Consider the following 14,231-nt stretch of genomic DNA (forward strand, 5'->3'; position numbering starts at 1 on the left):
GATGGATGATGACCGTGCCACCCATGGGCCGAACAAACAGCCGTTTTGTAGATGGGTCTCATCCTCAGGGCTTCCTCGCCGCAAGCATGCGGAATGTGGGTCCGGACCACACCAGTCCGACCGGATATGAGGTGATGCAGTGAGCTGCAGAAATCTTCGGAAGCCAATCCTCGCCCGGAACACGGTCGGCGCGCTGCGCTACGCATGGCTCCGCGCGCCGCCCTCGCACCGTGCCAACCTCACTCAAGCCAATCGAAAGGCCTTGACTCACAAATCCCCATATGAGGGTGGGCAAAGCATGCCCGCCATCGCCGGCGGAGTACTTCACGGTGGGCACGCTGCGCTTTGCCCATCCTACGAAGCTGTCACTTCTCTTCCGCCGCCGTCTAGGCTCTCGATGCTATTCGGGCGCGCTGGCGCCGGACAAGACGCACACATGCATGCGTGATCGGCGGATGCGCGGCTTTTTGCACAACGCAACTTTGCACAACGCAACTGCAGCATCGAAATCGATTTACGCTTGCGCGGGGCAGTGATTAGTTTGCCCGCCCAATCAAGACAACATCGGGAGGATGCCTTTCATGAAACATGTATGGACGCTTGCGGCCGGTCTTCTGATCGGCGCCACTCTGTCCTTTAATCTCGCTTCCGCCGAAGGAGACGGCTGGATCACATTGGTCGACGGCGCCAAGAAAGGCGACTGGGACGAGGTGGGCAAGGCGAACTGGACGTTGAAGGATGGCACGCTGGTCGCCGACAAGCTCGACGGCAAGGATCTGTCCTATCTCGTCAGCAAGAATTCCTACAAGGATTTCCAGATCAAGGCTGAGTTCTGGACCGATGAGGAAGCCAACAGCGGCATCTTCATCCGCTGCGACACCAACAAAACCATCGATTCCAAGGTCTGCTACGAGGTCAATATCTTCGACAAGCGACCCGATCCGACCTACGGCACCGGCGCGATCGTTGATGTCGGCAAGGTCAATCCGATGCCCAAGGCGGCGGGCAAGTGGAACACCTTTGAGATCACGGCGCAGGGCCCGCATCTCGTCGTCGTGCTCAACGGCGAGAAGACCGTCGACGCGCAGGACAGCAAGCACGCGAGTGGTCCGATCGCGCTTCAATATGGCTCGGGCGTGGTCAAATTCAGGAAAGTGCAGATCAAGCCGATGTAGTGATTCTCCCTCCCCCTGAAAGCCCCTGAAAGGGGGAGGGCGGGGTGGGGGTCGGCCACGGGTGCAGATGTGCGTGGGGATAGAGCTGATCCCCACCCGGTTTGCGCGTTCCGCGCAAACCGACCTCCCCTTTTCAAGGGGAGGCGAAGCGGGCGGCTGGTGCGGCGATCACGCAGATTGCCTGGTTCGCTCACGGCTCTCCACCGTCGGATTGAGCTCGTTCAGGACGACACTGATCAGCTTGCGCTCCGCCCCGCCGAGCGCACTGATGATGTCTTCCATGCAGTCGTTGATATCGAGACGGACCGGGAGCACGGCGAGGAGACCATCGGCGAGATCGAGCAGCTTGCGGTCCGCCGCGCTCCACGGCAGAGCCGGCCCGTCGAGAACGATGAGATCGTAACCGCCGATGGATCGCGCTTGCGCGACCGACTTGCGGATCGCTTCCGCCACTTTGGCGTCGCCGCCCTGGATGACGGGCAGGATGGAAATTCCATTCGCCGTGTTGATGGCGCGCGTTGTCTTGCTGCCGATGCTGAGCCAGCCGAGGCGGCCGGCCTCGCTCTTGCCGAGCCTGATGACCTTAACAGACAATTCGCGATCGCGATGATCTGCATCGATCATCAGCACCTTGGCACCGTCTCGCGCCGCCGAGAGCGCGACGTTCAGCGCCACGACGCTGCGGTCGGTGGACGAACCCGCGCCGATCACCGCCATGACCGGCGCGCCGGTCGCGGCCGCGCGCTTCGTGAGCGTCGCGCGCACGTCGCGCATGACGTTGAGGAAGCTCATCAGCGGAAAGCCCGCGCGCAATGTCGGCCAGCCGAGCCGGGTGACGTCGGCGACCTGGCCGCCGGCGAGAATGCCGCCCAGCGTCCGCATCACGTCGGATTCCTGCAGCCGGGCGATCACGGGCTTCTCGATAGCGCCGACGGCCGCTTGCGGCTGCGGCTTGCTGGCGACCTGCTGTTTCGCTGGTACCGCCGTCGTCTGCTTCTCCGGCGCGGTCGACTTGCTCGGCCGAATCGGGTCGGCGCCGGGGGCAAGCTGGTCGGCGGCGATGATCCAGGCGGCGGCCGCGAGGCCTCCGAGCAAGAAACCGATCATGGCGAGCAGGCTCATCGCCGGCGGGAAGGTGCGCCGCTGCGGCACCGTGGCTTCGCCGATGACGCGCGCGCTCGAGGTGTTCAGGCTTTCCTGTTCCTCCGTCTCGCGCGAGCGCTTGAGGAAGGACTGGTAGACGTCGCGGCTCGCCTCGACATCGCGTTCGAGCTCGCGCAGGCGCACCGAGGCCTGACTCATCTGCACGCTCTGGCGCTTCTGCGCGTCGAGCGCCTTGTTCAGCGACGCCTCATAGTCGCGGGCGCGAGTCAGGTCGTTCTTCGCGGCCTGCGCGAAGCGGTCAATTTCTTCCTTGATGGTGCGGCGGAGATCCTCGACCTGCTGCTCGATCTGCCGGAGCGCCGGATGTCGTGGACCCAATTCGCCCTGCAGCTCGGCCTGCCGCTTCTTGGCGTCTGCATATTGCGCGCGCAGGTTCGCAATGGTCGGCGACTGCAGCGCCTCGGGGATCGCACCGGGGTCGCTCGAATTGCGCCGGCTGGCCTCGATCTGGTCGTACTTCGCCTGCGCATCGAGCGTCAGCGCCCGCGCAGCGGCGAGCTGCTGGTTGCTGGCGGAAAGCTGCTGGTCGGCGATCAGCGTGTCCTGGGTGCCGACGAAATTGTTCTGCGCCTTGTAGACCGCAAGCGCGTTCTCGGCGTTGCGCAGCCGCTCCTGCAATTCCTTCAGCCGCCCCGACAGATCTCTGGTGGCACGCCGGGCGGCGGCGGCCTGCGATTGCTTGGACTCGGCGAGATAGGCGCTCGAAAGTGCGTTTGCGAGCATCGCCGCCTTCGCAGGCTGATGGGACCAGACGTCGATGTCGACGACGAAGGTGCGATCGGTCTTGCGCACATTAATGTGGCGATTGAGCGCGTCCAACGCGCTCATCGTCGCCTGCTGTTGCTGTTCCGCGGTCGGACGCAGCTCAATCCCGATCAGGCCAAGCAGCGAGCCGAGGAGGCTCTTGCCATCGCCGCCGCCGAACTCAGGGTCCTTGTCGAGATTGGTGTTCTTAATGACCTGCAACAGGACGCTGTTGGAGGTGATCACGCGCGCTTCGCTGTCCACCACCATCGCAAGGCCCGAAACGTCCTGCGCGCGCGGGGTCAGCTCGCGCTCGACGAGCTGCAATTCGCGCGGGTCGACATAGAGCTGCGCGATCGCGGTGTATTTAGGCGTGAGGCTCTTGCCGATCGTCAGCGCGATACAGGCGCAGAGCAGTGCGGCGGCCGCGATCGCGGCCTTGCGCTGCCACAGCAGCAGGACCAGATCGACCACATTGAAACCCTGACCTCGGCGCGGCTCACCCGCAGCCTGGCCCTTGGTCTGGCTGTTTATCGGCTGGTCATAATCAAGCATCGACCCCAGCTTCCATTCCAAACGCCGCACGCATCGGCTGAGGGGCTACTCTCCGGGCTGCGCGATGCGCGACAGCGGACCGCGCGGTAACAACGCAACAGCAAAAATTAACCATAGTCTTTGAGGGACTATTCACCGAAAAGGCAAACAAAGCGTTTAAGCGCCCGCGCATCGGAACGCCTCCGCCATGGTGAGGACCCGAATATTCCGCTTTGCCGCGGTTTCGAGCGCGTGGTTCAGGAGCTCCGGCGAGCAGCCATAAAAACTGGGCGACGCGGCCACGTCGTGGCTGTAGAAAATTAACCAGCCGTTATGGATTTGAGTTTCGTCGAAGACGCGTTCGATCGCACCGCGATCCATCTGGCGGTTGATCAGCGGCATCGCGCGCAGGAACTGCAGGTCGACATTGCCGTAGTTGACGCCCTCCACGATCGAGCGGCAGGTCGCAAATCTGGATTTGAGCAGATGTTTGTGTGCGAACGAGCCGTAGCCGAACGGATAGGCGAAGGTCTCGATCTGCATCGAGGGATCGAGCAAGTCGAAGTAGCGGCGGTTGCAGGCGATATCGCCGGCAAGCGACCTCTCATCGAGGTCACTGGTGCGCCGGTGTGAAAAGGTGTGACAGCCGATCTCGTGGCCGCGGCGATGGAGCGACAGCACGTCGTCATCGTCGCCCGACCTCCAGTTCGCGGTATCGACGCCGACCAGGCCGCCCGACACATAGAATGTACCGCGGGCGCCGTGCGCCTCCAGCAGGTCGGCGCCCGATGTCGCCGCGCTCTTTGGAAGATCGTCGAAGGTGAAGCTGACCATCGGCGTGGCATTGCGCAGCCGGACGCGATCGACCGGCAGATGCATCGCCAGCCGGTGGCTGAGCTTCACGACCGCTTCGGACCACAATGCGTGCATCTTCTCACAGCTTCCGCAGGATCACGTGATAGTCGCCGTGCCGCACGTCGGTCTTGCCGGGCAGGAAGAAGTTCATCGCTTTCGCGGCGGCGTCGACCAGCGCGGCGAGCAGGGGCTTGCGCAGGCGCATCTCCGGATAGCGCGGGCTCTCGTAGACCTTGCGGTAAATCACCTGCAGGCCATGCGCCCTGGCGAAGGCGTCGAGCTTGGAGAGCGTGACCAGCGGATGGAAATGCGTCGGGAACGGCGCCTCGCCGGGCAGGCCGGCCTTCTTGTCACCGCGCACATAGCGATAGAACCAGACATGGAACCAGTGCGGCGAGTATTTCGTCACCACGCCGGACAGCGAGTGCGGATTGGGCGCGCCGATCAGGATCAAGCCGTTCGGCTTGATCGCCTCGCAGAAACCGCTGAGCGCAGCCTCGACATCAGGCACGTGCTCGATGACGTTGTAGCAAACGATGAAATCGAAACTCTTCGGTGCAAAACGATAGGTCTGGATGTCGCCCAGGATCGTTGCCTGCGCGTAGCTGTTGTTCTTGGCCTGGTCCTCATCGATGTCGACCACTGTGATGTGGCTGCGGCGTAGCACCTTGAGCGGCAGGAAGCTGGTCGAGCCGCCGCCCGCCTCGTAGATCGCGAGCGGGCCTGCCGGCAGCGCCGCCTCCAGGATGCTGTGTACAGTGAGGAGACTCTGCCGCGCCTCGCCCGGCGGCAAATCGAGCAGCGATTGCGGATGCACGGCCGGCCCTGCCGCGTCCAGATCGGGGAGTGTTGTATAGATGCGATCCAAAGTGAGGGTGTCGGTCATTGGCTGTCATCCAATGTTGCTGTTTGCGAATTTTGCTCTGAACGCTACGAGGCCATGCTTCAGCCGACCGCGAATCCGGGCGATGTCGAACAGCCAGGCCAGCGCGGCGTAGGTGAGGATGCCAATTCCCGCCAGCACGATGCAGGCGGCGAGATCCGGAATGCGCAGGATGCGATCGAGCGCCGCGACCGTCAGCGCCATCGCGAGCGCGGCGATCAGGACCAGCGCCAGCCGGCCGAGCGGCAGCGGAACGCGGAAGGCGTAGCGCGTCAGCACCAGCGCACAGGCAAAGCCGATGATGTCGGCACCGAGTCGCGCCCAGGCGGCTCCGACTGTGCCATAGTGGCTGACCAGGAAGTAAGACAGGATAACGTTCGCTGCGATCAGCGACGCCGTGTTGACGAGATAGAAGCCGTTGCGGCCCGACAGCAGGAAGCTCGCATGCAGATATTGCTGCGTCAGGATCTGGAACACCACGGCGACCGCGATCACCGGCATGATCTCCGCGGCGAGTTCGCGGAATTCGGCGCCGAGGATGATGTTGGCGACATGCCCGGAGATGATGGCAAAGCCGAGCGAAGCCGGCAGCGTGACTGAGAGCAACAGCTCGAGGCATTCAGCGAGATGCGAGCGCACCGCCCCGTCACCCTGCTTGGCGTGGATCTGGACGGCGAGCGGAAAGAACGCCGCTGCCATGCTCATCGCCGGCATCATCAGGGCTTGCCGCACGAGGTCGAGCGAGGCGACATATCGGCCGGCATCGGCCGCGCCGACGAGGTTGGCGATCATGAAACGGTCGGTGACGCTGGCGATTGCGAGCAGAGTCAGCGATACCGTCAGCGGCAGGCCGGTCTTGGCCACGGCGACAAGGCCGCTGCGATCGAAGCTGGGATGCGCGCCGCGCCAGGCGGTGCGTGACTGCACGAGCACCGCGAGGAGATAGGCGAGGGCGGACGAGAGCAACAGCCAGAAACCGTTCGGGCTGACCAGCGCGACGACAATGCCAAGCCCGAGCACGGAAACGGCGCGCGCCAGCGTCGCCTTCATCACCGAAACGGCCATCAGCCGCGCGCGAACGAGGTCCTGCGTCAGTTCGAAGAGACCGATCGCGACCGAGAGCATCACGGTAGCGAATGCCGCGGTGTTGTCGAGGCCGGCGAAGCGGGCGAGCACATAGGCGATCGGCGCAGTCAGGCAGCAGATCATATAACCTGACAGCACAATTCCGCGGACGTCGGTGCCGTCGTTGCGGGCGTGTCCGCTCAGGATCAGATTTCTGAACCAACCGACCAGGAACACGCTGATCACGGAAGCGAAGCCGATGCCGAGCAGGTAGACGCCGTAGTCATGCGGCGAGAACAGCCGCGTGAAAACGAACACGCTCAATAGCCCGAGCAGCGCCGAGAGGATGTTGGCGGTCAGGTTGATGCTGGCTTGCCCGATCAGCATAACGCCGCGAACTCCGCGCGTTCGCTGCCGGCGAGGGACAGAATCTCATTGCTCTCGGCGATCGCGGCGCGGATGGTCTCGACCGGCGTGCCGGAAAAGGACGCGATCGAGAAGGCGACGTCATCCTTGTTGGCGCGCCGCAAGAGATCCTGCAACTCGCTCTTGCTGAGCCTCGGATCGTCCCAGTAGCTGACGCAGGGCGTACTCGGCACGGCAGTGTGCCGCAGCGAAGCGGCGGCATCGTTCTGCACGAAATAGCCGTACAGCATGTATTCGGAGAATTCGCGGGTCTTGCACAGCGCATCGATCCAGTCGAGGCCGGTGACAGCCTCGATCCGTTCGGCCAGGGCGCAGGTGGTCCCCTTGTCCCAGAAAATGATGTGCCCGATGAAATCGTCGGCCGGGAACGGCGGCGTCGGCAGCCCAAGCAGCTCATGGCTGGTCACGAGCCACCGCGAATGCCGCGGCTGGTCTGCGGTTACCACGTTCGACATGGTCAGCATCGGGATCGCGTTCGGATATTCGAACCGCGTCAGGTCGAAATCACGGAAGAACACGATGTCGGAATCGAGGATGCAAAAACGCTGGTGGGGCAGCGCGATGGTCGCGGCGATCTTGAGGACTTGCTGCACGTGCCAGCCGTTCACCGGCTTGGCCCGCAGCGACCACCAGAACTGGCGGCGCCTACGCTGGATGATGCGCGGCAGTGGCCGCAACCAGTCGGGCAGGAAGGTCGAGGCCGGGATGATGACGCGACGCTCGCTGGCAAGCGGCGCAAACAGCGGCAGGTCGCAATCGGGAACGAGGAGATAATGCTTGGAGAACGAGGTGACGTGCCGGTCCACGCTCTCGCAAAGCAAGGTGCAGATTTCCAGGTCGCGCCCGTAAGTCGGGGTTAACAACGCAACTGAGTCCATCTCGTAGATCTCTCTGGCGATCACGTTCACGGCTTCGCCTTCCAGGCCGCCGCTCTTCCTCGGCTAGCCTTTCAGCAAGATCGGTGCCGAACCGGCACGCCGGCTTCGGTTGGGATCTCCGTTGGTTAATTTGGTCTGCAACTGACGACCGCTGCGCGGTTAACGGCACGCAGTAACCATAAGAAGCCGTGTTCTGTGCCCGTCTGCGCGGCTTGCGCGGATATTGCAGAGCGGGACCCGCGCATCGCCGATGCTGTTCGGCGCAGGTATGAGTGCATGCGGTATTACAGGTTTTCCGGGCGCGGCCTCGCAGCGGATGACACGAAGGCTGTGCAGCCTGTCCGTTTCGGCACAGCCGTTCCGTCCGCGATGTCCGCTTTTGAGACGACGTGCAAGAGCCCGCGAGGACAGCAAATGGCTCGAACTGAACGATTAAGCCGGCGGCGCTTCGTCGGTGGAATCCTGACGGCTTCAGCTGGCGCGGTTCTCGGCGGCGTCGCCGCTGCGCGGGATGCGGCCGGCGCAGCCTCGCGCTTGGGCGCCGATCCGGCCCGGTTCGCCGGCGCCTTCGTGGACTGGGGATCTGACGGCCGCGAGCATGTGCTGCAGGCCTGGGAGAAATGGCTGCGGCAAAAGCCGTCATCCGTGCTCGGCGTCGATTTCTACGGTCAATCTACCTGGGAAGATTTCCGCAAGGTCGATTGGGTGCCTAGCGTCTGGAAGAGGCTCAATCCGAAACGCAACGTGGTCTGGTCGATGCCGCTGACGATCATGGGAACGCCGCTCGCCGACGTCGCCGACGGTCTGCACGATTCCGACTTCGAGGCGGCAGCACGCGCGATCTCCGATGCGCAGCCGCGCGCCATCATCCGGCTCGGCTGGGAGATGAACCTTCCGCAGATGGGCTGGTTCGCCAAGGGCCAGGAAGCCGACTACATCAGGGCGTTTCGTCGCGTGGCCGACATCTTCCGCCGTGCGTCCGGCGAGTTCAAGTTCGACTGGTGTCCCGGCTGGGGCCCGCAGGAGATGCCTGCCGATCTCGCGTATCCCGGCGACGATGCCGTCGACTATATCGGGCTCGACGTCTACGATTTCAAATCGGAAGGCTCGGTGGAGGAGCGCTGGCAGACGCTCTATCTCAAGGCGCCCTTCGGTCTCGAATGGCACCGTGATTTTGCTGCACGGCATGGCAAGCGCATCAGCTTTCCGGAGTGGGGCGTCGGCCACGGCGGCGACAATCCCTACTTCATTCAGAAGATGTACGACTGGTTCGTCGAGAACCGCGACAGCATTGCCTATGCGGCGTACTTCAACGTCGATGGTCTATGGCCGACGCAGATCGATACCGGTCGTTTTCCCGAATCGGAGAAGCTGTTTCGCAAACTGTTCGGAGCCAAGTGACGTCGCGGCCTTTGGTTACGCTGCCGCTTCACCCGGGGTAGGGTTGCGACTGCCTTCGCTCGCCTGCGCCTTTGTTCCCGTCAACAGGGTCAGGCCCATCTTGAGTTTGTCCTGCAGCGTGCGCTGGGCGAGGCAGGTGAAGAGGCAGAGCTTGTCGCAGGCCACGGTTTCCTTGCGGCGCATGCGGGCTTCCTCGCTATACCAGATCTCGCGCGCGGTTTGCGTGCGGACGTTGCCGATCGGCTTGAAGAACCAGCAGACCTCGAGGCGGCCGTCGGAGCGGATGAAATAGTTGCGCATGCCGACCCGGCAAGGCATCACCTCCGGCGGCGCCTTCTCGCGGCGGAAATGATTGGGCCAGGCGTTCAGCACGGCCTCGCCGTTGAGGATCGGCGCGCCCTGGCGCTTCAGCCGCAGCAACTCGTCGCGAACGGCGATCAGATCATCCATCTCCTTTTCGCCGATCCACAATTCGTCCTCGACCTCCTGCGTGCCCATTTCGACCGGCTGGAAGCTCAGCGCGGTGGCGCCGATCTGCTGGATCCAGTCGACCATCTCCGGCAACTGGCGGAAATTCAGCCTGTGCACGACTGGCTTGATGATGATCGGAAAATCCAATCCTTCGGCCCGGCGCTTCTCGGAAACGTTGCGGATGCCCTGGACGATGTCATGCAGCGAGTTCTCGATGCCGCGCGAATAGTTGTGGATCTTCGGGTCCCGCGAGTCGATCGAGATATTGATGTTGAAGGGATGCGCCTCGACTGTCTGCGCGACGATCTTCTTGTTCAGATAGGCGCCGCCATTGGTGGTGACGCCCCAATGGATGTCATTGTCGCGGCAGAACCGGACGAGGTCGAGAAAGCCCTTTTTGATATAGGGCTCGCCGCCGGCAAATTCGACGTGATAGGCGCCGATGAATTCCTTGAGGCTGGAGAGTGCGCGCTGCCATTCCTCGATCGTCATCTCCTCGCGGTAATTCGGACGGCGCCAGTAATCGCAATAGCGGCACTTGTAGTTGCAGCGCTCGACGACCTCGGCGAAGATCGCGGCCGGCCGGGTGACATCGCGGCCGGTGCGCAGATAGAGTTCTTCCGACAGCGCGTTGCGGACATGCCGGCTGCCCAGCGAGACGAGGTCTAGCGCTTTCAAGGTGAAACCTCAGACATTTGCGAGTGTTGTTGCGAGCTCGGTCGATTTCTTTGTCGTACCGAGGGACAGCAAATCGGATGCCAGTGGGGATGAAGGCCTTTCGTGCCGGCGCTGCGGACGGGTTTAACCTTAATGAATTGCTGCCAACGCGTGGGCGCGTCCATGCGGATCGAATGGCAGTTGAGCGCAAAGCGCGCTGAATGCCGCCGGATTAACCCTCGCAAGAGATCGTCGCGGCTTCGCGCGCTGCTGGATCGGATTTTGCCACGACCTAGCCATATCGTTGGGAATCGCTTTCGTGCGGCTCCGCCCATCAACGATTTCGGGACGATTGCGTCTCATGATGGTGACGTGACCCGTTCTGGGACGGCGTGTCGCGGACTGGGAAGACGCCATGAACAAGATGTCGATTTCGACTGAGTTTCTTGCAACGGACCGCGCCTGGGTCGCAGCCTCGCCCGGGCTCGACTGCTCTGTCGAGACGGTGGTCTGCATCCCGAGCTTTCGCCGGCCGCAGCATCTGCGGCTGACGCTGGAATCGGTCGCCACGCAGCGCAGCACGCGCCGCTTTGCGGTCGTGGTGGTCGAGAACGACGCGGCCAACTGTGAAAGTGCGCCAGTGGCCGCGGAATTCCTGGCGTCGGGAAAGCTAAATGGTCTCTGCCTCGTCGAGCCGCGGCAGGGCAACTGTCACGCCATCAATGCAGCGTTCGAGACGGCGCTCGCAACCTTCCCGCAGGCTATGAACTTCCTGATGATCGATGACGATGAAATCGCCTCGCCCGAGTGGCTCGAGCGCATGATCGAGGCGGCAGAGACGACCGGCGCGGACGTGATCGGCGGGCCGGTCTGGCCGAAGTTCGACGATGAGCACAAGCGCGGATTGACGCGTCATCCCGCCTTTGCGCCAGCCTATCATGACAGCGGGCCAGTGTCCGTCATCTATGGCTGCGGCAACTGCCTGATCCGCCGCCACGTCTTTGACCGGCTTGGCAGCCCCGCCTTCGACCTGCGCTTTAACTTTCTTGGCGGCGGCGACCATGATTTCTTCGCGCGTTCCCGCCGCGCCGGCTTCCGATTCTACTGGGTGACGGATGCGACCATCACGGAGACGGTGCCGCGGAGCCGGACCAAGCTCGGCTGGATCGTGCGGCGCGGGTTGCGGATCGGGGCGATCAATTATCACATCGAGCGCAAGGGGGCGCAGTCGTTCTGGTCGCGCGCCGCTGTCGTGGCCAAGATGTTCGGCCTGGTGCCGTTCTCGCTGTTCCGCGCCACGCGTATCGTCTTAAGGGAGCACCAGCCCATCATTGCCATGCATCCGATGACGGTTGCGGTCGGCAGCGCGCTTGCAGTGCTCGGCCTCGAGCCGCAGCCCTACGCCGCCTCGAAGATCGTTTCGTGACCGAGTTCCTCATCACGTCCGAAGCCCGGGCCGTCTTTGCCGATGTCTGGCGACGGCCGGTGATGGACTTCGTCCGCGCCGCGGTCTTCATCGGGATTCTGCTGCTGTTGTGGATCTCGCTGCATCCATTCGACGATCTCAGCGACATGCGCATCGGCGAGGTGACGTCAGGCAAGGAAGCCGTGCTCTACGCGCTGTTCGGCGTGCTCATGGTGCTGATGCTGTTCTTGACCATGCGCGACAACATGCCGGCGCTGGCGTCGTTGCTGACCCCGACCTATGTGCTGTTCGGGACCTGGCTTTGCCTGACCGTCGTGCTGTCGTTCGATCCAGCCACCTCGAGCCGCCGTTTTGCGCTGTCAGTATTCGTCGTGGTGGTGACGGCGACAATGATGCTGTTGCCGAAGTCGCAGAGCGAATTGATGCGCTGGTTCGGCATCGCCGCGCTGGCTTTGCTCGCGGCCTGCTATCTCGGGTTACTGCTGGCCCCGAACCTGTCGATCCATCTGGCGACCGACCCGCAGGAGCCGGCGCTTGCCGGAAATTGGCGCGGCGTGTTCGGGCACAAGAACGTTGCCGCCGCGATGATGGCGATAATGATGTTTTTCGGCGTCTACTTCATCCGCGCCGGCGGATGGATCTCGGGCGTCATCGTCATAGCGCTCTCGGCCCTGTTCCTGGTCTACTCGGCAGGCAAGAGCTCGATCTCGCTTTGCCTGGCTGTGCTGCTGCTGACCTCGCTGACGTCGGTGGTCCGCTCCTTCTGGGGACGCGCATTGCTGTTGCTGCTGCCGCTCATCGCGCTCAATCTGTTCAGCGTCGGCACGGTGCTGAGCGACACGCTTGCCTCCATTGCGAAGCTCCTGCCGCTGGATACGAGCTTCACTGGCCGCTCCGACATCTGGGTCTTTGCTGTCGATTCCCTGCATCAGCGGCTTCTGACCGGCTATGGCTTCGAAGCCTTCTGGGGCAGCGAGGCGATCACAAATCTCAAGGAAGGCAAGGAATGGGCGGGTTATGCCTCGCACAGCCATAACGGATATCTCGACACCGCTCTCGGCGCTGGCCTGCCGGGTCTCGTGCTCCTGATCGTAGCGATCGTCGTCAAGCCGCTGCGCGACTTCCAGACCGCCGACGAGGGCGGCAATGACGGCCCGCTCTCGATGATGTTCCTGAGAATATGGCTGTTCGGGCTCTATTTGTCGTCGATGGAGAGCTTTTTCCTCGACCGAGCCGATCCGATCTGGGGGACGTTTCTGATCGCCGTGTTCGGTCTGCACTATCTCGCGCGATTCCGGCTACGGGCATAGATGACCGCGGCAACAGTTGTTGCCACATCGTGCCACCATCCGGAGAAGTCGAAAGGCGCTTCTGGCGGCGGCTGTCTCACCGCGGCCAGGATCGCATCGGCATAGACCTCGCGCGCCGACCCGCGCGGAACCAGGACGATCGCGCCGCGATCAATCAATTCCCTGAAACGCGGATGGTGACCGAATTCGCCAGGCAGGGCAGGGCCGGTCGCGATCAGCGGCCGGCCAGATTGCGCGCAGGTGAGGATGCTCGAACGGCGCGCCGTGATGCCTTCGTCCAGCGGATAACAGAATGCGTCGACCTCGCCGAATAGGCCAAACACTTCGGCGTCCGAGGCAACGAAGCCGGAGACGATGACGTCCTCGCCGAGACCAAGCTCGGCGGCGCGGGCGCGGAAATTCTCCTCGACTTTGTCGACGCCGCGGATGAAGGAGCCGATATAGACAAGCAGCGGCCGCAACCCGCGCGCCTTCAGGATCGCGCCGATCTCGAGCAGCGCATTCGGCTGCTTGCCCGGGTAGATCGAGCCGAAATGGCCGATCACCAATCGTCCACTGGCGCGTGCCGCTGATAGCCGCTGCCGCAACTCGGAATCGTCAATTTTCGCCGGCGCCTCGACATTGGGGGGCAAGGGCGCCAGCACAGATTTGTTGACGGCAGAAGCGACCACAGCGTCATCGGCAAGCTCCTTCCGCACCAGCGGCGAGAACATGACGATGCTGTCAGCAAGCCACACCGCGGGGATGTAGGTGATCCGCCGCATCCAGTTCAGCCCGGCCCATTCATGTTCGACCAGGATGATCTTGCGCCGCCTGAGCTTTGCGATCGCGAGCGTAAGGAGCGGCCGCAGGATCACGCGCTTCCAGGCGACGATCGGAAAATTGCAGACCACGCTCTGCACCGAACCGACTGCGCGCCAGATGTCGCGGAGCGATCCCTGGCTGCGCGTCAGGGTTAACGTCTGGCTACTCCCGGGGTCGAGCTTTTCGATCGCTTGACCCAGCAGCTGTGTGAACTGCCCGACGCCGCAATGCATCTCGGCTCCCGCGCCGAGAAACAGCGCCCGATATCGGGGTGTGGAGGTCATCGCTGCAGCGGCATGGCTTCCGGGCTGATCCTAGTTAGCCATATCGCGCAGACCTTAGCTTCCGGTAAGCGCCTCAAGAAGTGCCGGCACTGATTTTGCCAATCCTGGCGTGAAGGCCGCCCGGGCGTCCCGTAACGGGACATCGGAAGATCAA

11 protein-coding genes are annotated in these 14,231 nt (G+C 63.0%); 4 read left to right on the top strand and 7 right to left on the bottom strand.

Annotation, left to right across the window (positions count from 1 at the left end; translation table 11 throughout):
* The first annotated feature begins 581 nt into the window (after positions 1-581).
* A complete protein-coding gene (locus J6497_RS28040) occupies positions 582-1,175 on the top strand; it encodes a 3-keto-disaccharide hydrolase (protein WP_225707505.1) in 594 nt (197 codons plus the stop codon).
* 168 nt (positions 1,176-1,343) lie between these two features.
* Here J6497_RS28040 and J6497_RS28045 read toward each other — a convergent pair whose 3' ends face one another.
* From J6497_RS28045 to J6497_RS28065, 5 genes are all read right to left on the bottom strand, one after another.
* Entirely contained in the window at positions 1,344-3,638 is a 2,295-nt protein-coding gene (locus J6497_RS28045; protein ID WP_225707506.1) for a Wzz/FepE/Etk N-terminal domain-containing protein, read from the bottom strand.
* Between the two features lie 156 nt (positions 3,639-3,794).
* Positions 3,795-4,547 carry a polysaccharide deacetylase family protein gene (locus tag J6497_RS28050; protein WP_225707507.1) on the bottom strand — a complete coding sequence of 251 codons (753 nt, stop codon included), beginning with the start codon at positions 4,545-4,547 and terminating at the stop codon, positions 3,795-3,797.
* Positions 4,548-4,551: 4 nt separating this feature from the next.
* Entirely contained in the window at positions 4,552-5,358 is an 807-nt protein-coding gene (locus J6497_RS28055) for a class I SAM-dependent methyltransferase (protein ID WP_225707508.1), read from the bottom strand.
* A gap of 6 nt (positions 5,359-5,364) precedes the next feature.
* A complete protein-coding gene (locus J6497_RS28060; RefSeq protein ID WP_225707509.1) occupies positions 5,365-6,807 on the bottom strand; it encodes a lipopolysaccharide biosynthesis protein in 1,443 nt (480 codons plus the stop codon).
* On the bottom strand, positions 6,801-7,754 hold the full coding sequence (locus J6497_RS28065) for a DUF6492 family protein (RefSeq protein WP_225707510.1): 954 nt from the start codon (positions 7,752-7,754) through the stop codon (positions 6,801-6,803). The genes J6497_RS28060 and J6497_RS28065 overlap by 7 nt, the downstream gene beginning before the upstream one ends.
* A 384-nt stretch (positions 7,755-8,138) precedes the next feature.
* On the opposite strand from J6497_RS28065, the gene J6497_RS28070 reads away from it, so the two are divergent.
* A complete protein-coding gene (locus J6497_RS28070; protein ID WP_225707511.1) occupies positions 8,139-9,125 on the top strand; it encodes a glycoside hydrolase family 26 protein in 987 nt (328 codons plus the stop codon).
* A gap of 15 nt (positions 9,126-9,140) precedes the next feature.
* On the opposite strand, the gene J6497_RS28075 is transcribed toward J6497_RS28070, so the two are convergent.
* Positions 9,141-10,274, bottom strand: coding sequence for a radical SAM protein (locus J6497_RS28075; protein ID WP_225707512.1), 1,134 nt, complete (start codon positions 10,272-10,274; stop codon positions 9,141-9,143).
* 394 nt (positions 10,275-10,668) lie between these two features.
* Between J6497_RS28075 and J6497_RS28080 the strand changes: the two genes are divergently transcribed.
* Together J6497_RS28080 and J6497_RS41630 are read left to right on the top strand one after the other, a co-directional pair.
* The gene (locus tag J6497_RS28080) at positions 10,669-11,679 is read left to right on the top strand and encodes a glycosyltransferase family 2 protein (protein ID WP_225707513.1); all 1,011 of its coding nucleotides are present in this window, start codon (positions 10,669-10,671) and stop codon (positions 11,677-11,679) included.
* On the top strand, positions 11,676-12,989 hold the full coding sequence (locus J6497_RS41630) for an O-antigen ligase family protein (RefSeq protein ID WP_225707514.1): 1,314 nt from the start codon (positions 11,676-11,678) through the stop codon (positions 12,987-12,989). Before J6497_RS28080 ends, J6497_RS41630 begins: the two co-directional genes overlap by 4 nt.
* Here the strand turns inward: J6497_RS41630 and J6497_RS28090 are convergent.
* The gene (locus J6497_RS28090; RefSeq protein WP_225707515.1) at positions 12,959-14,077 is read right to left on the bottom strand and encodes a glycosyltransferase family protein; all 1,119 of its coding nucleotides are present in this window, start codon (positions 14,075-14,077) and stop codon (positions 12,959-12,961) included. The two genes, J6497_RS41630 and J6497_RS28090, sit on opposite strands and share 31 nt — an antisense overlap.
* Between the last annotated feature and the right edge of the window lie 154 nt (positions 14,078-14,231).

This window comes from Bradyrhizobium cenepequi (genome assembly GCF_020329485.1).
In the GTDB taxonomy this organism is placed as follows: domain Bacteria; phylum Pseudomonadota; class Alphaproteobacteria; order Rhizobiales; family Xanthobacteraceae; genus Bradyrhizobium; species Bradyrhizobium cenepequi.